The following is a 16,747-nucleotide window of genomic DNA, read 5'->3' on the forward strand; positions in this document are numbered from 1 at the left end:
CCCCTGAGCACCCCCGGAGTCGCCAGGAGTCGAGCACCGGTTCGGGGTTCTCCCCGAGCCGACCCTGAGCCTGGCGGACCGCCGCTGAGGAGCCGGCCCGGGACAAGCCTGCTGGTGTCGGCCCTTCCGGCGTGTGACGATCGTGGGGATGAGCCATCCAGCCGCAGCCGCGCCGTCGGGCGGGTCCTCCCCTTCCGGGACCCCACCCGAGCCGCCGCATGGGCAGGGACCGGGCCAACAGGGCGACGGTCAGTGGCAGTACAAGGGCTGGGGCCCGCAAGGACCTGGACAGTACCAAGGCCCGTACGCCGCCTACGCCGGACAGGTCCCGCCGTACGCCGGCCCGCCGTACTCCGGCCAGGGCCCGTACTCCGGTCCCGCGGGAGCCGCGTACGCCGGAGCAGGCCAGCAGACCCGGCCGACGCCGGACGCACCGCCGGTACGCCGGGCCTACCGCCGTACCGAGGGACGGATCATCGCCGGTGTGGCCGGTGGGATCGCGGACCACCTCGGCGTCTCGGACACCGTCGTACGCCTCGTGCTGATCGCCACCACCGTGTTCGGTGGGTTCGGCGTCCTGATCTACGCCGCGCTGTGGTTCCTGATGCCGCTGGCGACCCCGGGGATGCCGGCGGCGCCGGGGCTGGCCGCGCACACGCGAAGCGGACTGCGGTCCGACGAGGCTCCGCCCCCGGTGACCGAGGCCAAGGCGCGGCGGCGGGAGAAGAGCAAGAGCCAGGTGACGGCCCTGGTCGCGATCGGTGTCGGGCTGCTGCTCCTGCTGCAGGTGGCCGGGCTCGGGATCGCCGGGAAGATGTTCTGGCCGCTGGTGTTCGCCGTCACCGGTCTGGCGCTGATCTGGCGGCAGGCCGACGAGAGCCAGAAGGCCGCCTGGACCCGGGACTACGGGCGCTTCTCGTTCCTCGGCATCCTGCTCGGCAAGGGCGGCTGGAAGTCGCTGATCCGGATCGGCATCGGCCTGATCCTGCTCGGGACCGCGGTGACCGTGTTCCTGGTGCAGAACGGCCGGCTCTCGATGGTCGGCGACGTACTGATCGCGCTGCTGCTCGCGGTCGTCGGTATCGGTGTCATCGCCGGGCCGTGGGTGCACCGGCTGACCCGCGACCTGAACACCGAGCGGGCCGAGCGGATCCGCTCCCAGGAGCGCGCCGACATGGCCGCGCACCTGCACGACTCGGTGCTGCAGACGCTCGCGCTGATCCAGAAGCAGGCGAACGACCCGCGCGCCGTCGCCACGCTGGCGCGGTCGCAGGAGCGTGAACTGCGGTCCTGGCTGTACGACGAGGACGACAAGACCGACCAGACGCTGGCGGGAGCCGCCAAGCGGGCCGCCGCCGAGGTCGAGGACTCGCACGGGGTTCCGGTCGAGGTGGTCACGGTCGGCGACTGCGACATGACCGAAGGGCTGTCGGCGATGGTCCGGGCCGCGCGCGAGTCGATGGTGAACGCGGCCAAGCACTCCGGTGCGGCCAAGATCGACGTGTTCGTCGAGGTGGACGGCGACCGGGCGGAGATGTTCGTCCGGGACCGCGGCAAGGGGTTCGACGTCGACGGCGTGCCGGACGACAGGCTCGGCCTGCGGCACAGTGTGTTGGGCAGGATGGAACGGCACGGCGGCCGCGCAACGGTGCGGTCCGATCCGGAGACAGGGACCGAAGTGCGACTGGAGATGGACAGATGAGCAGCAGGCGCGTTGTCGTCGTCGACGATCACGACATGTTCAGGGCCGGGGTGCGCAGCGAGATCGGCGCCTCGGTCGACATCGTCGGGGAGGGATCCGACGTCGACACCGCCGTGAAGGCGATCGTCGGAACCGAGCCGGACGTCGTGCTGCTCGACGTCCACCTGCCCGGTGGTGGTGGCACCGAGGTGATGAAGCAGGTGCACCAGCGGCACCCGGAGATCAAGTTCCTCGCGCTGTCGGTGTCGGACGCGGCCGAGGACGTGATCGGCGTGATCCGGGCCGGCGCCCGCGGCTATGTCACCAAGAACATCAGCGGCGCCGAACTGGTCGACGCGATCAGCCGGGTCGCCGACGGTGACGCGGTGTTCTCACCGCGGCTGGCCGGCTTCGTGCTGGACGCCTTCTCCGGCGCCATCGACATCGCCTCGGTCGACGAGGACCTGGACCGGCTCTCCCAGCGCGAGCGCGAGGTACTGCGCCTGATCGCCCGCGGCTACGCGTACAAGGAGGTCGCCCGGGAGCTGTACATCTCGGTCAAGACGGTCGAGACGCACGTCTCCTCGGTACTGCGCAAGCTGCAGTTGTCCAACCGCCACGAGCTGACCCGCTGGGCCACCGACCGCCGCCTGGTCTGATTGCCACCGGCAACTGTCCGGCCCGCTGGCGGGTTGTTTCACGACTGACGGGAACCGATCACGTCAGCGGTGACATAACCCGCCGTCGACCTCAGCGATTGGCCGAGGTGTAGGGGAGCAGTGCCATCTCGCGAGCGTTCTTGATCGCGCGGGCGACCTGCTTCTGCTGCTGCACCGACAGGCCGGTGACGCGGCGGGAGCGGATCTTGCCGCGGTCGGAGATGAACTTGCGCAGCAGCGCGGTGTCCTTGTAGTCGATGTAGGTGATGCCGTCGCGGTCGAGCGGATTCTGCTTCGGCTTGCGCTTGCCGGTCGGGGCCGGACGTCGGGGCATCTGCTGTCCTCCTTATTTGAATGTCGTTTTCATTTAGCATAACGCAAGGCCTCGTGGGTGGCGGGTTTTGGACAGGGCATTGATTCGCCACCCCGGCTGAGGCGCTACCGGCTTGGTCGCTGTTATACCGTCGACAACTATGGAGCGGAATCTCACAGCCGAACAGCTCGCGCTCTTCGAGAAGGAGTTCGCATCGAACCCGCAGTACCGGGTGATGCAGAACGCCGTCACGCAGACGCCGGTCAACACCATTGCCCTCGACCGCCAGGTCGTCACCTCGATCGACCACTCGGTGTCGAATCTGCTGGACGACTGGAAGGTGACCAACCAGAAGAAGAGCGGCCGTTGCTGGCTGTTCGCCGGACTCAACCTGCTCCGCGTCGGCGCGGCCGGCAAGTTGGGCGTCAAGGACTTCGAGTTCTCGCAGAACTACGTCCTGTTCTGGGACAAGTTCGAGCGCTCGAACTTCTTCCTCGAGGCGATCATCGAGACCGCCGGGCGGGACGCCGACGACCGGACCGTCGCGCACCTGCTGTCCGACCCGATCGGTGACGGCGGCCAGTGGAACATGTTCGTCGCACTGGTCCGTAAGCACGGCCTGGTGCCGAAGACGGCGATGCCGGAGACCGAGAGCTCGTCGGCGACCGCGCAGATGAACGACATCCTCCGCAAGCTGCTGCGCCAGGGCGCGCGCGACCTGCGGGCGCTGGACGGCCTGGAGGCGCAGCGGGCCCGCAAGCAGGAGATCCTGACCACCGTGCACCGGGTGCTGAGCATCCACCTCGGTACGCCGCCGCAGAAGTTCCTGTGGCAGTGGAAGGACAGCGACAAGGGCTTCCACCGCGACGGCTGGACCACACCGGCCGAGTTCGCCGCGGCGTACGTGCAACTGCCGGTCGACGAGTACGTCTGCCTGGTGCACGACCCGCGCGAGTCCAGCCCGGTCGGCAAGACCTTCACCGTCGACTACCTCGGCAACGTCATCGACGCGCCGCCGGTGGTGTACCTGAACGTCGACATCGACCTGATGAAGCAGCTCACCCAGGACGCGATCGTCGGCGGTGAGCCGGTCTGGTTCGGCTGCGACGTCGGCAAGCAGATGAGCGGCGACCTCGGCTTCTGGGACGCCAAGCTGTACGACTACGGCTCCGTCTACGACACCGAGTTCTCGCTCGACAAGGCCGAGCGGCTGGTGCACCACGAGACGCTGATGACGCACGCGATGCTGTTCACCGGTGTCGACGTGCTCGACGGCAAGCCGCGCCGCTGGCGGGTCGAGAACAGCTGGGGCGACGAGAAGGCCGACAGCGGCTTCTGGACCATGAACGACTCGTGGTACGCCGAGCACGTCTTCGAGATCGCGGTCCGCCGCTCGGCCCTGCCGGCCGAGCTGCAGGCGCGTCTCGACGACGAGCCGATCGTGCTCCCGGCCTGGGACCCGATGGGCGCCCTGGCCGACTGAGGTAGGCCGCTAGCTGATGAGCGCCCCGGCCTCGCCGGGGCGCTCCAGCGTCGGCAGGTGCCCGGCCCACGGCAGGTCGATCCGCTCGACGTTCAGCAGCCGTTCGGCCAGGTACGTCGCGCAGTCGGCGAAGAAGCGGAAGTCGTGCGCACCGGTGATCAACCGCACCGGCATGGTCAGCTTCTCCGGCTCGACGGCGTACTCCTCGTTGTCGACGTCACCCGCCGCGAGCTGAAGCTCGTACGCCCGCTTCTGCATTGCCCGGAGCAGTTCCCGCGCGTCGTCGTCCGCGTCCGGTCCGATCCAGCTCCGCACCATCAGGTCCGTGGCGCCGTCGACGTCGCCGGCCTCGATCAGCTCGTTCTCCTGGGCCCACACCGCGCGCAGATCGTCCGTCGGCTGCACGTCATCCGTCGGTGCACACAGCAGCACCAGCCGGTTGAACCGCTCCGGCTGCCGGCTCGCCGCCTGCTGCACGACGTACCCGCCGTACGACGATCCGATGGCGGCCACCGACTCGGCGCCGGCCTCGTCGAGCACCGCGAGCAGATCCCCCGCGTCGGAGTACTTCGCGCCCACCTCGAGCGCAGTCTCGCCGTACCCGCGCAGATCCACCGTGATCACCCGGTGGTCCTGGCGCAGCTCCTCGACCTGCCGGGCCCACATCCGCGCATCCGCCACGCCCGCGTGCACCAACAGCACGGCGGGCCCATCTCCAACCACCCAATGTTTGATCGTCATGTGCGCACCCTGTCTCCTCGCCTACGTACCCGCAAAGCAATTAGCGCAGCCGGATGACCGTGAAGTCCTCGGCGTAGTGGTTCGGTGGCATGCCCGCGCCGGTGGCGACCTGGGCGAAGTGGGCCCGGATTCCGGTGCGGAGGCCGTCGGGGTCGCGGTGCTGGCTGGTGTGTGACATCAACGCCGCCAGCTTCTGGTCGAAGGTGTCGGTGATGTCGACGTAGTGGTTGATCTGCGGGTGGTCAATCATCCAGAGCTCGTCGACGTCCCAGGCTTCCTCGGCCATGTCCGGGTACGCGTACGGGTTGCCGGCGGCCGGGTAGAACGCCCGGACCGCGGCCTCCGCCGCGGCCAGGTGGTCGGGGTGCGAGACCTGCAGGCGCGACCACACCCGCTCCGGCGACTGGGTGAGCAGGCGCTGCGGACGGACCTTGCGGATCACCCGGCTGATGTCGCGGACCAGCTCGAGCGTCGGCTCGACCGCGCCGTCGGTGTAGCCGAGGAAGTGCAGGTCCCGGACGCCGACGTGCTGCGCGGCGGCGGTCTGCTCGGCCCGTCGTACGGCGGGGATCTCGGCACGGTCCCGATCCGGCTCGAAGCCGCCGGCCTGGCCGTCGGTGACGATGCAGTACTGCACCTCGATGCCGGCCTTGGTCCACAGCGCCACCGTGCCGGCGCCGCCGAAGTCGATGTCGTCCGGATGGGCGACCACCACCAGCACCCGCTCGATCTCGTTGTCCGGACGCGGATTCCCCTCAGGCACGCTCACCTGATCGACCCTAACTTGTCCTGCGCGGCAAGCTGGTTGACAGGGGGAGGTGAAGCCGATGGATTTCGGGGGCGACTGCGAACCGCGGGACGCCGGTCTGGACGCCGACCGGCTGGGTGAGGCGGTCCAGCTGGTCCGGGGCCGGCCCGGGGTCGCGCAGCTGTGTGTGATCAAGGACGGCCGGGTGGCCGTCGACCTGTCGTTCGGCTGTCCGCCCGACGCGCTGTTCTGGCTGTTCTCGGCCGGCAAGCCGTACATCGCCGTCGTGATCCACCGGCTGGTCGAGTCCGGGCGGCTCCACCTGGACGATGCGGTGGCGGCGTACTGGCCTGGGTTCGCGCACAACGGCAAGCGCGACATCACGGTCCGCCACGTGCTGCAGCACCGCTCCGGCCTGACCGTGGGCAAGTCGTACCTCGGAGACGTGCGCTCGATGGCGGACTGGGACCGCTCGCTGGAGCGGATCGAGGAAGCCGGACCGCGCTGGCCGCTCGGCACCGTCGCGTACAGCCCGCTGGCCTTCGGCTTCATCCTCGGCGAGGTCGCACACCGGTGCAGCGGTCTCCCGATCGACGAGCTGGTACGGCGCTCCGTCCTCGAACCACTGGGCGTCGCCGACACCTATCTCGGGCTGCCCGCCGACCAGTGGGACCGGCACGTCCCGGTCCGGGTGTCCGGGCCTGCCGGTCCGTTCATCCAGTCGGTCCTGAACCGGCGCAGTACCCGTGAGGCCGTCGTACCGGCGGCGGGCATCTCCACCACAGCACGGGATCTGGCTGCGTTCTACCGGGCCCTGTTGAACGGCGGGGTCGGTCCGGCCGGACGGGTGCTGCGGCCCGAGTCACTGGCCGTGGCAGTGGAGCCGACCAGCGAGGGTGAGCTGGACCGGACCGTGCGGTCGCCGATCCGGTGGTCGCAGGGCTTCCAGCTCGGCGGTCCGCGGTTCCTGCCGGACGCGATCTCGTCGCTCGGCGCGACGAGCAGCCCGCGCGCGTTCGGGCACAACGGCACCAACTGCTGTGTCGGCTGGGCGGACCCGGACCGGCGGATCGCCTACGCGTACCTCACCGACCGGCTCGGGCGCCCGAAGGTCGACATGGCTCACCACGCCGCTGTCGCCGACGCGGTCCTCGCCGCCGCTGACTCCACCTCGGCCGGGACCGCAGCCTCAGGCGAAGGCGGCCAGTGACACCCGGTGCTGGATCACCTGGTCGACGATGCCGTACTCCTTCGCCTCCTGGGCGGTCAGCACGTGGTCCCGATCGGTGTCGTGCCGCAGCCGCTCGATCGACTGACCGGTGTGCTCGGCCAGGATCGACTCCACCTGTCCGCGTACCCGGACCACCTCGTCGGCCTGCAGGATCAGGTCCGGGATGGTGCCCTGACCGCGGGCGGCCGGCTGGTGCAGGACCACGCGGGCGTGCGGCAGGAGAGCCCGGCGCCCCTGCTCGCCGGCGGCCAGCAGGACCGCGCCCGCCGCGATCGCCTGCCCGACGCACAACGTCGAGATCGGCGCCTGGATGTACTGCATGGTGTCGTAGATCGCGAGCATCGCGGTCATGTCGCCGCCCTCGCAGTTGATGTAGAGGTTGATCTCCTGGTCGGGCTTGTCCGCCTCCAGGTGCAGCAGTTGCGCGATCAGAGCGTTCGCCACGCCCGCGTCGATCGCCGTACCGAGATAGATGATGCGCTCGCTGAGCAGGTGCGAGTAGACGTCCATGATCCGCTCGCCCCGCGGATGCTGGGCGATGACGTTCGGGATGGTGTAAGTACTCATCAGGCGGCCGCCTTTGCTTGGGGCATGACTTGGTCGAAGGTCTCGACGATGTGGTCGATGAAGCCGTACGCGCGGGCCTGTTCGGCGGTGTACCAGTGGTCGTGCAGCGAGTCCTCGTGCACGGTGTCGAACGACTGCCCGGTGTCCTCGGCGATCAGCGCCAGGACCGTGTCGCGGATGTGCCGCAGGTCGTTGGCCTGGATCTCGATCTCCACCGCGGACCCGCCGATCCCGGCCGAGCCCTGGTGCATCAGGACCCGCGCGTGCCGCAGTGCGTAGCGCTTGCCCGGCGTACCGGCCGACAGCAGGAACTGCCCGGCGCTGCAGGCCAGTCCGATCGCCAGCGTCGACACGTCGCACGGCACCAGCCGCATCACGTCCCGGATCGCCAGCATCGACGGCACCGAGCCGCCGAGGGAATGGATCCACAAGGCGATGTCGGTCTTCGGGTCCTCGGCCGCAAGCGTCAGCATCTGGGTCGCCAGCAGCGTCCCGTTGTCGTCGTCGAGCTGTCCGTCCAGGACGACGATCCGCTGCGCGAGCAGCCGTTGCCGCGTGGTCTCGTTGAACAGCGGGGGTTTGTTGTCTTCAGCCATGCCCTCAACACTGACCGGGCGAACCGGCCCACCCCAGTTTTTCTGCTGACGGCAAGTCTGCTCAGAGCAAAGCTGTACCTGTGGCAGGCTCCTGCGGGTGAATCTGGGCGACAACGCGATCCTGGTGGCCGACGACCTGTCCGATCAGGAACGCCTCCTGCTGGAACTGATGGCCACCCCGTCCGCCACCTTGCTCGGCGCGGTCTCGGACATCCTGCGTACGACGCTGTTCGGCGAGGATCCGGCCGGTTGGGTCGACATGTGGCAGGCGCGCCACAACCTGGCCCGGGTCGAGTGGCTGGACGGCCCCGAGCTCGCCCACGTCGTCGCCCACCTCGCTGCCAAGGACTACGAGGGCACGATCGAAGGCGTCCCCGGACTGCGCGTCACCTCGTGTGACGACCACAGCGCCAAGATGCTGTGGCTGGGCGCTTCCATCCCGGTGGAACTCCACCTGACCCGCCAGCTGTCCTGACCGTCAGCCGAGGATCTTCTCCAACCGGCTGGAGAAGTCGGTGGGTACGGTGTGGGCCAGGCCGGGCAGCCGCTCGATCGTGAAGCCGAACGAGGTCAGCCGCCCGGCGGCCTCGTCGACCACCTCGAGCAGGTCGTCGTCGGTGCCGATCAGAATCGTTGCCGGAGACAACGTCCCGGCCGCTGTGGCCGGGAGCTCGCGAAGGGCGGGAGCCACCAGGACCGCACCGGAAACCTTGACCGGATGTGCGGTCAGCGCCCAGTCGAGGGCGGCACGTCCGCCGGCGGAGAAGCCCGCCGCGATCACCGGTACGCCGTTCAGCTCGGCAGGCAACTGGTCGAGCGCGCGGGCGATGTCGTCAGCGGCACGCTCCCGATCGGGCCAGGTCCGGTACATCGGCGACATCCGCTGCGACGACTCCACGCACACCAGTCCGTAGCCGAGCTCGAGCACCCCGGCCCAGTCTTGCGCTGTCTGTGTCGCCCGCAGTCCCGCACCGTGCAACGCGACCACCACGCCAACAGCCGGCACGGCGGGCAGCACGACGAGAGGTGGCAGCGGGTCGTCCGCGACCCGCTCACCCGACACCGCGACCAACTCCTGGAACTCAGGTCGCTCCTGAAGCGCGGCCAGATCGTCGTCATCGGTCAGGATCGACGGCTGCCACCATGCCCCTGCGGCGCTCGCCGCTTGGAGAGTCCGCAGTGCCGAGTCCGCATCTCCGGAAGCGCCGTACAGACAGGCTTTGAGGTGGGCCAGCTCTGCGGTCCACTCGTCCAGTCCGCCGGTCTCGGTCTCCATCAGGCCGAGCGCCGTACCGAACTGATCGTCGTTGTAGAGCACCTCGACCTGATCGACCAGGGCGTTGTACCGGGCTTCAGCGCTCTGCATCAGGAGTCCTCCGGGCGGACGGCGCGGCCGAGGATGTGCGGGGCGGCCGGGTTGGAACCTGTCGGCGGGAACTTGAAGTGGTCGAGCTCGGTGATGGTGAAGCCTGCGGTGGCGATGGCGGCAGCCGTGTCCCGATGCAGATGGCAGCCGCCCGACACGCGCGGATAGATGGTCGCGTCGAGGACCTTCTGGACGGTCTCCATCCGGCCGGGTGCGGCTGCGACGTGCTCGTAGAAGCGGAGTTCGCCGCCCGGACGCAGCGCGCGGAAGGCCTCCGCCAGCGCGACCTCCTGGTCCGGGACCGAGCACAACACGAGCGAAGTCACCACGGCGTCGACCGAACCGTCCGCGAGCGGCAGGCGTTCCGCCGTACCGGTCACGACCTCGACGCGGACCTTGGCGAGCGCGGCCTGCCGTTCGGCCTTCGAGCGGAGATACGGCTCGGGTTCGACCGCGATCACGCGCGTCACCTCGGCCGGGTAGTGGGCGAAGTTCCCGCCGTCGCCGGCACCGATCTCGACGATCTCGCCGGCCAGTCCGTCCAGCAGGCGCTTGCGGTGCCCGGCCACGCCGTGCTCGTCCAGGCCCGGACGGACGCGCGCGTAGATCCGCGCGAACACCGGATGCGACCCCCGCTCACTCATCGATGCCACCCAAGGCCCATCGGTGGGGTGCTGTCAACCACGAACGCCGACACCCGATTCGAACCGGCGTTCGGTAACTGTCGGCGGGAGCGCCTAAGGTATTGGGTGATGACTACGCTGTTCTCGCCTGATGAGCTGCCGGTGCCGCTGGAGGAGCCCACGACGCACCGGACCGATCCGGAGGCGCTGCTCGAGGGGCTCAATCCGCAGCAGCGCGCCGCCGTCGTGCATGGTGGCAAGCCACTGCTCGTGGTCGCCGGTGCCGGCTCGGGCAAGACCCGGGTGCTGACCCGGCGGATCGCCTACCTGCTGGCGGCCCGCGACGCGCACCCCGGGTCCATCCTGGCGATCACGTTCACCAACAAGGCCGCCGCCGAGATGCGCGAGCGGGTGGTGGACCTGGTCGGTCCGCGGGCGAAGCTGATGTGGGTCTCGACGTTCCACTCGTCCTGCGTGCGGATCCTGCGCCGCGACATCAAGCGGTTCGGCATCAACTCGACGTTCTCGATCTACGACGACACCGACTCGCGCCGGCTGATGACGCTGGTCTGCCGCGAGCTCGACCTGGACGTGAAGCGGTACAACCCGCGCGCCGTGCTGAACTGGATCAGCACCCAGAAGAACGAGTTGATCGACCACGAGACGGCCGCGGCGAAGACCTCCAACCACCTGGAGGAGACGTACGCCGAGTGCTACCGGATCTACCAGGAGCGGCTGGCCCAGGCGAACGCGCTGGACTTCGACGACCTGCTGATGACCACGGTCAACCTGCTGCAGGCCTTCCCGGAGGTCCGTGAGTACTACCGCCGCCGGTTCCGCCACGTCCTCGTCGACGAGTACCAGGACACCAACCACGCGCAGTACACGCTGATCCGCGAGCTGTGTGGCGAGGACGAGCCGGGCCGGATGGGCCCGACCGCGCCGCCGGCGGAGCTGATGGTGGTCGGCGACGCGGACCAGTCGATCTACGCGTTCCGTGGCGCGACGATCCGCAACATCCTCGCCTTCGAGGAGGACTTCACCAACGCCGAGACGATCCTGCTGGAGCAGAACTACCGCTCCACCCAGACGATCCTGTCCGCGGCGAACGCGGTGATCAGCCGCAACGAGGGCCGCAAGGCGAAGAACCTGTGGTCCGACCAGGGCCAGGGCGAGCAGATCGCGGTGTACGTCGCCGACAACGAGCACGACGAGGCGCAGTTCGTCGCCGACGAGATCGACCGGCTCACCGACGCCGACGGGGTGAAGCCGTCCGACGTGGCGGTGTTCTACCGGACCAACGCACAGTCCCGGGTGTTCGAAGAGGTCTTCATCCGCACCGGCCATCCGTACAAGGTGGTCGGCGGCGTCCGGTTCTACGAGCGCAAGGAGGTCCGCGACGCGCTCGCGTACCTGCGCGTGCTGGTGAACCCGGAGGACACCGTCTCGCTGCGCCGGATCATGAACGTGCCCAAGCGCGGCATCGGCGACCGGGCCGAGGCGGCGATCGAGTCGCTGGCCGCGCGGGACCGCATCTCGTTCGCGCAGGCGATGCGCCGGGCCCAGGACGCCCCGGCGATGGCGTCGCGGTCCGTGAACGCCGTACAGGCCTTCGTCGACATTCTCGACGAGCTGACCGCGATGGTCGACTCGGGCGCACCGCCGGACGACATCCTGGATGTCGCACTGCACCGCTCGGGGTACTACGAGGAGCTGCAGAAGTCGACGGATCCGCAGGACGAGACCCGGCTGGAGAACCTGGACGAGTTCATCTCGGTGGCCCGCGAGTTCGTCGAGGAGCGCACCGCTGCCGGCGAGGCCGCCGACCTGCAGGCGTTCCTGGAGCGGGTTGCCCTGGTCGCCGACGCGGACCAGATCCCGGACGCGGCCGACGACGGTGGCGTGGTCACGCTGATGACCCTGCACACCGCGAAGGGTCTGGAGTTCCCGGTGGTGTTCCTGACCGGCATGGAGGACGGCGTCTTCCCGCACTCCCGGTCGCTGACCGACATGAAGGAGCTCGAGGAGGAGCGCCGGCTCGCGTACGTCGGCATCACCCGGGCCCGGCAGCGACTGGCGATCTCCCGCGCCGCGGTCCGTTCGGCGTACGGCGCGCCGCAGCACAACCCGCCGTCGCGGTTCCTGGAGGAGATCCCGGCCGAACTGCTCGACTGGCGCCGGGACGAGTCGGCGATCACCCGGTGGTCCGGCACCGGTACGTCGACCGGCAGCGGCATCCCCAGTCGCTACGAGCCGGCCCGTCGTACGGCGTCCGACAAGCCCGTGATCAGCCTGAACCCGGGGGACCGGGTGGTCCACGACAGCTTCGGGATGGGCACTGTCGTGGTGGTCCGCGGCGACGGCCAGCAGGCGCAGGCAGACATCGACTTCGGGTCCGAGGGTGTGAAGCGGTTGTTGTTGCGCTACGCGCCGGTAGAGAAGATCTGACACCGTCTCTGTCACGCCCCGGGCATATCCCGGTCAAGCTTTTGGACGTTTACATTGCGTCCCAGCCGGAGATTGAGACAATCAAGGCTTCTTCGGCCTCCTCCCGGAAGCGTCCTCCCATGTCCAAGTCGTCGGCTGGCAGCAACCGCCGGATCATCCTGGCGGGGGCCAACCCTGGGCTGCGGCTGTTCGACGAGAACGGCAAGGTGACGGCGTACGCCTCGATCTGGATGGTCGACTGGTCCATCCGCGGCTCCGGTACGGCGGTCGTGCTCTGGTTCGACGGCATCGTCCGGGTGGTGTCGGAGGACGTCGATCTGGCCTCCTGGCTGGAGCGGTACTTCGTGCGCTCGTTCATCGAGGTGCAGGGCCTGCCGTGGCACGAGCCCGCGGTCGAGCGCGACCTGGTCCAGGTGTCGATGAACCTGGCCGACGGCCTCAGCGCCAAGGCGGCCGACATCCAGATCGAGATGGGCGGCGTACTGGACCGGCGGCTGTTCGCCACCGACGACTTCCCGCTCGCCGAGGGCAGTCACAGCCTGAGCCTGGTGATCGCCCCGGTCCGGTCGGCGACGGTCTCGATCGGCGGCGCGTCCGTTCCCGGCTTCGTCCAGGTCGACGGCTCGCCCGACAAGCCCGGCTCGTCCGCGTTCCTCACCACCGCCGAGGTCTGGCAGCGCTGAACCCTGCCTTACGCTGTACGAATCAAGCGTAGGAAGGGGATCCGCGTGGCGGTGCAGGCGAACTCCGAACCCCGGATCCCGTTGAGCCGGGACCGGGTACTGCGGGCCGCGGTCGCGATCGCCGACTCCGACGGGCTGGAGTCCGTCACGATGCGGCGGATCGGCGAAGCACTCGGCGCCGAGGCCATGTCGCTGTACTACCACGTCGCCAACAAGCACGATCTGTTCGACGGCATCGTCGACGTACTGATGGCCGAGCTCAACGAGAGCGTCGACCGCGACGACGGTGAGCCGGGCGACTGGAAGTCCGCGATGCGGCAGCGGATTCTGACCGCCCGGCAGATCATGCTCCGGCATCCTTGGGCGCCGAGACTGCTCGAGAGCCGTACGACGATGCGCCCGGCCGTGGTGCTGTACCACGATCGCCTGGTCGGGCTGATGCGGTCCGGCGGCTTCTCGTACGACCTTGCCCACCACGCCCTGCACGCGCTGGGCAGCCGGGCGCTGGGGTTCTCCCAGGAACTGTTCGATCCGTCCGCCGGCGCGGGCGACCAGTCCGAGCGGATGCTCGCGGACCTGGCGGACCAACTGCCGAACCTGGTCGGCATGCTGACCGAGATCGCCCACGACGACCCGGAGTCCACGCTCGGGTGGTGTGACGACCAGGCCGAGTTCGAGTTCTCCCTCGACCTGATCCTCGACGGTCTGGATCGACTCAAGTAGTTCGCTGCCGTTGCGAGCTCTTGCATTTTCTTACGCCGTAAGGCAGCCTTACGACGTAAGAAAATTGGGGGTGGATGCGATGAAAGCCATCGTTCAACGCCGGTACGGATCGCCGGATGTTCTGGAGTTCACCGACGTCGAGCGGCCGGTGCCGGCCGATCGCGAGGTGCTGGTCAAGGTCCGTGCGGCGTCGGTCAACGCCCGCGACTGGCACGTGCTGCGCGGCGATCCCTACGTCGCCCGCCCGTCCGCCGACCTCGGCTGGCGCCGGCCCAACGTCCCGATCCGCGGCACCGACTTCGCCGGCACCGTCGAAGCGGTCGGCCCGGCGGTGACCGGGGTGCAGCTCGGCGACGAGGTGTACGGCGAAGCGCCCGGAGCCTTCGCCGAGTACGTCGCCGTCCGGGCGCAATCGTTCGAGACCAAACCCGCCAACCTCAGCCACGAGCAGGCCGCAGCCATCCCGCTGGCCGCGAACACCGCTCTGATCGGCCTGCGTGACACCGCGAAGCTCCAGCCCGGCCAGCGCCTGTTGATCAACGGTGCGTCGGGCGGCGTGGGGACGTTCGCCGTCCAGATCGGCAAGGCCCTCGGCGCGGAAGTGACCGGGGTCTGCAGCACCGGGAACGTCGACCTGGTCCGGTCACTCGGCGCTGACGACGTCGTCGACTACCGGCAGACCGATTTCAGCCGGACCGGTGAGCAGTACGACGTCGTGCTCGACCTGGTCGGGAATCGGTCCCTGTCGGCCCTCCGGCGGGCCCTGGTTCGCCGCGGCACCCTCCTCCTGTCAGGAGGCGGGCTGTTCACCGGCGGCAGCCTCTTCGGTCCGCTCGGCCTGATGGTCAGAGGGAAGTTGTCAGCCGCCTTCGTGCCGCAGCGAGTGACGCTCTTCAACGCGGTCCCGAGCCGGGGCAATCTGGCGACGCTTCGCGACTTCGCCGAGGCCGGCAAGCTCACGCCGGTGGTCGACCGGACCTACCCGCTCGCCGCCGCGGCCGACGCGATCCGCCACGTCGAGACCGGCCACGCCCGGGCCAAGGTGGTCATCACCGTCTGAGCGCCCACCAGTTGTCCATCCGCTCCACAGCGTCCTCACTGCCGCTCAGCACCCGCTCGATCCGGAACAGGTACGCCGCGATCCCGGCCGCACCCTGCATCCAGCCCACCCCCGGTGGCAGCAGCGGATCCTCGTTCTTGTGCTCCACGAACCGCCAGTACGCCGACCCGCCGTCATGGATCGCCCGATCCACCACGGCATCCGCGAGCCGTACGGCGAACTCCAGGTCCCGCGGGTCGCGATCGCGGTGCCACGCATCCAGGAACGCGTCGCCGGCTCCCGCCGTACCGCAGCAGCGTCCGTCGTTGTCCCAGAAGCCCGGGTGGAGCCGCTCGGGGATCCCGGAGTACCGGACGCTGTCCAGACACCGCCGGCGCCAGATCGTCGGCGACTCACCGGCAACCTGGTCCACGCCGGCGTACTCGATTGCGCTGAACAACAACGCCGTACCCGCGCCGCCGTGACACCAGTTGTAGGTGTACTCGTCGCCGTGGCGCTCTGCCCACGGGATCACTCGCGGCACCCGGAATCCCTTGCTGTCGTTGATCCCCAGCGTCACAAGATGCTCGGCACCACGCCGTCCCGCGTCGACCAACTCCGGCCGCTCCAGCTCGACCCCGGCGACTGTCAGCACCGCCGCGATCCCTGCCAGTCCGTGCGAGAAGTTCGGCATCTCGGTCGGTTCCTCGGTCTTGAACCGTCGCGACACGAACTGCCAGTTCAGACCGGTGGGCAACTCCTCCTTCTCGCCCAGCAGCAGGTCCGCGGCCAGGTCGGCCAGGGGGCGGCCGCTCTCGCCGCGGCGGACGGCCCACAGCGCGGCCATCAGTGCGGCTCCGGTCCCGAGCGTGACGTCATTGGCGACCGCACCCGGGTAGTACCTGTCCTCCGCCTCCAGGAAGCTTTCGGGCCAGCCATCCTTCGTAGCGATCTCCAGCGCGCGCCCGACCGCGCCGCCGGAACCAGGCTCGCCGAGCGCGGTGAGGACGCCGATCGAGCTGGCGAGGCCGTCGAAGTACGTGATCGAGGTGTCCGCCGGGATCGTCGTGCGGATGCGGTCGGCGAGGGCTGAGGCGAGGCGTTGCTCGTCGGCGGTCCACGGGCGCGTGAGTTGGATCTCGGCCAGGGTGTGGGCGAGGCCGCCGACGCCGCTGTGCATGCCGTCGCGGTACTCGGTCGGCTTCTCACCACCGGCCGCCTCCGGGATCCACGGCCCGTCGTCGTCCCACTGCACCTGCTCGAGCACCCAGGTCCAGGATGCTTCGCCCAGTTCGACGTACGGCGTCATGGGCGGGCGTTGCGGAGCCGGATGCCGCTCCACTCGAGGGTGCTGGTGGTGGTCTCCGCCCAGAAGTCGTGCAGGCGGGGCAGGACGCGCAACTGGATGCCGGCTTCGTCGTGCAGCTCGAACAGGTCGCCAATGCGTTCGGGCGGACCGAGCGGCCGGACCTCAGTGGTCGCGACGAACGCTGCGTCGAACTCCTCGAACTCCTTCGCCGGCAGGCGATAGGCGTACAGCTCGACGGAGCGCATCGCGTCCAGCCAGCCGTACTCGACCGCGTGCACGCGAGTCCCGGAGCCGACTCCGATGATGCGGTCACGGTCGTCAGGGGTGGTGCTGGGCCCGACCCATGCCATCGCGCGCGGGCACTGCCGGGGGAACCAGTAGTCGGGGGCGCGGTCGTAGCCGACGGCCCAGACATACGGCGTGGCCTCTCGCGTCGTCTTGGCGACGTGCGGCCGGAAGACCTCGATGGTCGGATCTTCGGAGAAATGCAGGACCTCACCAGGTGCCGGGCGCATGCTCGGCAGCTTAGTCAGATCG

At 69.2% G+C, this 16,747-nt stretch carries 18 protein-coding genes; 9 read left to right on the forward strand and 9 right to left on the reverse strand.

Annotated elements, in window-relative coordinates; translation table 11 throughout:
* The first annotated feature begins 148 nt into the window (after nt 1-148).
* A complete protein-coding gene (locus ACGFH6_RS34940; protein ID WP_393392729.1) occupies nt 149-1,702 on the forward strand; it encodes a PspC domain-containing protein in 1,554 nt (517 codons plus the stop codon).
* Complete coding sequence (locus ACGFH6_RS34945; protein ID WP_393392732.1) at nt 1,699-2,340, forward strand: response regulator; 642 nt, start codon at nt 1,699-1,701, stop codon at nt 2,338-2,340. The genes ACGFH6_RS34940 and ACGFH6_RS34945 overlap by 4 nt, the downstream gene beginning before the upstream one ends.
* Before the next feature lie 91 nt (nt 2,341-2,431).
* On the opposite strand, the gene rpsR is transcribed toward ACGFH6_RS34945, so the two are convergent.
* The gene (rpsR, locus tag ACGFH6_RS34950) at nt 2,432-2,674 is read right to left on the reverse strand and encodes a 30S ribosomal protein S18 (RefSeq protein WP_131352936.1); all 243 of its coding nucleotides are present in this window, start codon (nt 2,672-2,674) and stop codon (nt 2,432-2,434) included.
* Between the two features lie 139 nt (nt 2,675-2,813).
* Here rpsR and ACGFH6_RS34955 point away from each other — a divergent pair, with 139 nt between their 5' ends.
* Entirely contained in the window at nt 2,814-4,136 is a 1,323-nt protein-coding gene (locus ACGFH6_RS34955; RefSeq protein WP_393392736.1) for an aminopeptidase C, read from the forward strand.
* Nucleotides 4,137-4,145: 9 nt separating this feature from the next.
* Here ACGFH6_RS34955 and ACGFH6_RS34960 read toward each other — a convergent pair whose 3' ends face one another.
* The gene (locus ACGFH6_RS34960; RefSeq protein WP_393392739.1) at nt 4,146-4,877 is read right to left on the reverse strand and encodes an alpha/beta fold hydrolase; all 732 of its coding nucleotides are present in this window, start codon (nt 4,875-4,877) and stop codon (nt 4,146-4,148) included.
* A gap of 40 nt (nt 4,878-4,917) precedes the next feature.
* Entirely contained in the window at nt 4,918-5,646 is a 729-nt protein-coding gene (locus ACGFH6_RS34965) for a PIG-L deacetylase family protein (protein ID WP_393392742.1), read from the reverse strand.
* A gap of 58 nt (nt 5,647-5,704) precedes the next feature.
* Between ACGFH6_RS34965 and ACGFH6_RS34970 the strand changes: the two genes are divergently transcribed.
* Nucleotides 5,705-6,835 (forward strand): serine hydrolase domain-containing protein, encoded by a 1,131-nt coding sequence (locus tag ACGFH6_RS34970; RefSeq protein WP_393392745.1) that lies wholly within the window; start codon nt 5,705-5,707, stop codon nt 6,833-6,835.
* Here the strand turns inward: ACGFH6_RS34970 and ACGFH6_RS34975 are convergent.
* On the reverse strand, nt 6,815-7,423 hold the full coding sequence (locus ACGFH6_RS34975) for a ClpP family protease (protein WP_393392748.1): 609 nt from the start codon (nt 7,421-7,423) through the stop codon (nt 6,815-6,817). The genes ACGFH6_RS34970 and ACGFH6_RS34975 overlap by 21 nt on opposite strands.
* Nucleotides 7,423-8,019: a ClpP family protease gene (locus ACGFH6_RS34980; protein ID WP_393392751.1), complete on the reverse strand. Its 597-nt coding sequence runs from the start codon at nt 8,017-8,019 to the stop codon at nt 7,423-7,425. The genes ACGFH6_RS34975 and ACGFH6_RS34980 overlap by 1 nt, the downstream gene beginning before the upstream one ends.
* Before the next feature lie 97 nt (nt 8,020-8,116).
* Between ACGFH6_RS34980 and ACGFH6_RS34985 the strand changes: the two genes are divergently transcribed.
* Nucleotides 8,117-8,494 (forward strand): hypothetical protein, encoded by a 378-nt coding sequence (locus ACGFH6_RS34985; protein WP_393392753.1) that lies wholly within the window; start codon nt 8,117-8,119, stop codon nt 8,492-8,494.
* A 3-nt stretch (nt 8,495-8,497) separates the two neighbouring features.
* Here the strand turns inward: ACGFH6_RS34985 and ACGFH6_RS34990 are convergent, their stop codons facing one another.
* Nucleotides 8,498-9,385 (reverse strand): alpha/beta hydrolase, encoded by an 888-nt coding sequence (locus ACGFH6_RS34990; protein ID WP_393392756.1) that lies wholly within the window; start codon nt 9,383-9,385, stop codon nt 8,498-8,500.
* Nucleotides 9,385-10,029 carry a class I SAM-dependent methyltransferase gene (locus tag ACGFH6_RS34995; RefSeq protein WP_393392759.1) on the reverse strand — a complete coding sequence of 215 codons (645 nt, stop codon included), beginning with the start codon at nt 10,027-10,029 and terminating at the stop codon, nt 9,385-9,387. Before ACGFH6_RS34995 ends, ACGFH6_RS34990 begins: the two co-directional genes overlap by 1 nt.
* A 108-nt stretch (nt 10,030-10,137) precedes the next feature.
* On the opposite strand from ACGFH6_RS34995, the gene pcrA reads away from it, so the two are divergent.
* From pcrA to ACGFH6_RS35015, 4 genes are all read left to right on the forward strand, one after another.
* Nucleotides 10,138-12,456 (forward strand): DNA helicase PcrA, encoded by a 2,319-nt coding sequence (gene pcrA, locus ACGFH6_RS35000; protein ID WP_393392762.1) that lies wholly within the window; start codon nt 10,138-10,140, stop codon nt 12,454-12,456.
* Nucleotides 12,457-12,575: 119 nt separating this feature from the next.
* Nucleotides 12,576-13,139 carry a hypothetical protein gene (locus tag ACGFH6_RS35005; RefSeq protein WP_360451303.1) on the forward strand — a complete coding sequence of 188 codons (564 nt, stop codon included), beginning with the start codon at nt 12,576-12,578 and terminating at the stop codon, nt 13,137-13,139.
* Nucleotides 13,140-13,184: 45 nt separating this feature from the next.
* Complete coding sequence (locus tag ACGFH6_RS35010; protein WP_393392766.1) at nt 13,185-13,862, forward strand: TetR/AcrR family transcriptional regulator; 678 nt, start codon at nt 13,185-13,187, stop codon at nt 13,860-13,862.
* 79 nt (nt 13,863-13,941) lie between these two features.
* Nucleotides 13,942-14,922 carry an NAD(P)-dependent alcohol dehydrogenase gene (locus ACGFH6_RS35015; protein WP_393392768.1) on the forward strand — a complete coding sequence of 327 codons (981 nt, stop codon included), beginning with the start codon at nt 13,942-13,944 and terminating at the stop codon, nt 14,920-14,922.
* On the opposite strand, the gene ACGFH6_RS35020 is transcribed toward ACGFH6_RS35015, so the two are convergent.
* Both ACGFH6_RS35020 and ACGFH6_RS35025 read right to left on the reverse strand, forming a co-directional pair.
* Nucleotides 14,912-16,210 (reverse strand): lanthionine synthetase LanC family protein, encoded by a 1,299-nt coding sequence (locus ACGFH6_RS35020; protein ID WP_393392771.1) that lies wholly within the window; start codon nt 16,208-16,210, stop codon nt 14,912-14,914. The two genes, ACGFH6_RS35015 and ACGFH6_RS35020, sit on opposite strands and share 11 nt — an antisense overlap.
* Complete coding sequence (locus ACGFH6_RS35025; RefSeq protein WP_393392773.1) at nt 16,207-16,725, reverse strand: DUF6886 family protein; 519 nt, start codon at nt 16,723-16,725, stop codon at nt 16,207-16,209. The genes ACGFH6_RS35020 and ACGFH6_RS35025 overlap by 4 nt, the downstream gene beginning before the upstream one ends.
* Nucleotides 16,726-16,747: the final 22 nt, after the last annotated feature.

Source organism: Kribbella sp. NPDC049227 (assembly GCF_043197265.1).
Lineage (GTDB): Bacteria > Actinomycetota > Actinomycetes > Propionibacteriales > Kribbellaceae > Kribbella.

Bases quoted from the DNA above. Each gene is read 5' to 3' on its own strand.
- ACGFH6_RS35005 (WP_360451303.1), top strand. From the start codon at position 12,576: ATGTCCAAGTCGTCGGCTGGCAGCAACCGCCGGATCATCCTGGCGGGG.
- ACGFH6_RS34960 (WP_393392739.1), bottom strand. From the start codon at position 4,877: ATGACGATCAAACATTGGGTGGTTGGAGATGGGCCCGCCGTGCTGTTG.
- ACGFH6_RS34945 (WP_393392732.1), top strand. From the start codon at position 1,699: ATGAGCAGCAGGCGCGTTGTCGTCGTCGACGATCACGACATGTTCAGG.
- ACGFH6_RS34990 (WP_393392756.1), bottom strand. From the start codon at position 9,385: ATGCAGAGCGCTGAAGCCCGGTACAACGCCCTGGTCGATCAGGTCGAG.
- ACGFH6_RS35015 (WP_393392768.1), top strand. From the start codon at position 13,942: ATGAAAGCCATCGTTCAACGCCGGTACGGATCGCCGGATGTTCTGGAG.
- rpsR (WP_131352936.1), bottom strand. From the start codon at position 2,674: ATGCCCCGACGTCCGGCCCCGACCGGCAAGCGCAAGCCGAAGCAGAAT.
- ACGFH6_RS34955 (WP_393392736.1), top strand. From the start codon at position 2,814: ATGGAGCGGAATCTCACAGCCGAACAGCTCGCGCTCTTCGAGAAGGAG.
- pcrA (WP_393392762.1), top strand. From the start codon at position 10,138: ATGACTACGCTGTTCTCGCCTGATGAGCTGCCGGTGCCGCTGGAGGAG.
- ACGFH6_RS34980 (WP_393392751.1), bottom strand. From the start codon at position 8,019: ATGGCTGAAGACAACAAACCCCCGCTGTTCAACGAGACCACGCGGCAA.
- ACGFH6_RS34940 (WP_393392729.1), top strand. From the start codon at position 149: ATGAGCCATCCAGCCGCAGCCGCGCCGTCGGGCGGGTCCTCCCCTTCC.
- ACGFH6_RS34975 (WP_393392748.1), bottom strand. From the start codon at position 7,423: ATGAGTACTTACACCATCCCGAACGTCATCGCCCAGCATCCGCGGGGC.
- ACGFH6_RS35025 (WP_393392773.1), bottom strand. From the start codon at position 16,725: ATGCGCCCGGCACCTGGTGAGGTCCTGCATTTCTCCGAAGATCCGACC.
- ACGFH6_RS35020 (WP_393392771.1), bottom strand. From the start codon at position 16,210: ATGACGCCGTACGTCGAACTGGGCGAAGCATCCTGGACCTGGGTGCTC.
- ACGFH6_RS34995 (WP_393392759.1), bottom strand. From the start codon at position 10,029: ATGAGTGAGCGGGGGTCGCATCCGGTGTTCGCGCGGATCTACGCGCGC.
- ACGFH6_RS34970 (WP_393392745.1), top strand. From the start codon at position 5,705: ATGGATTTCGGGGGCGACTGCGAACCGCGGGACGCCGGTCTGGACGCC.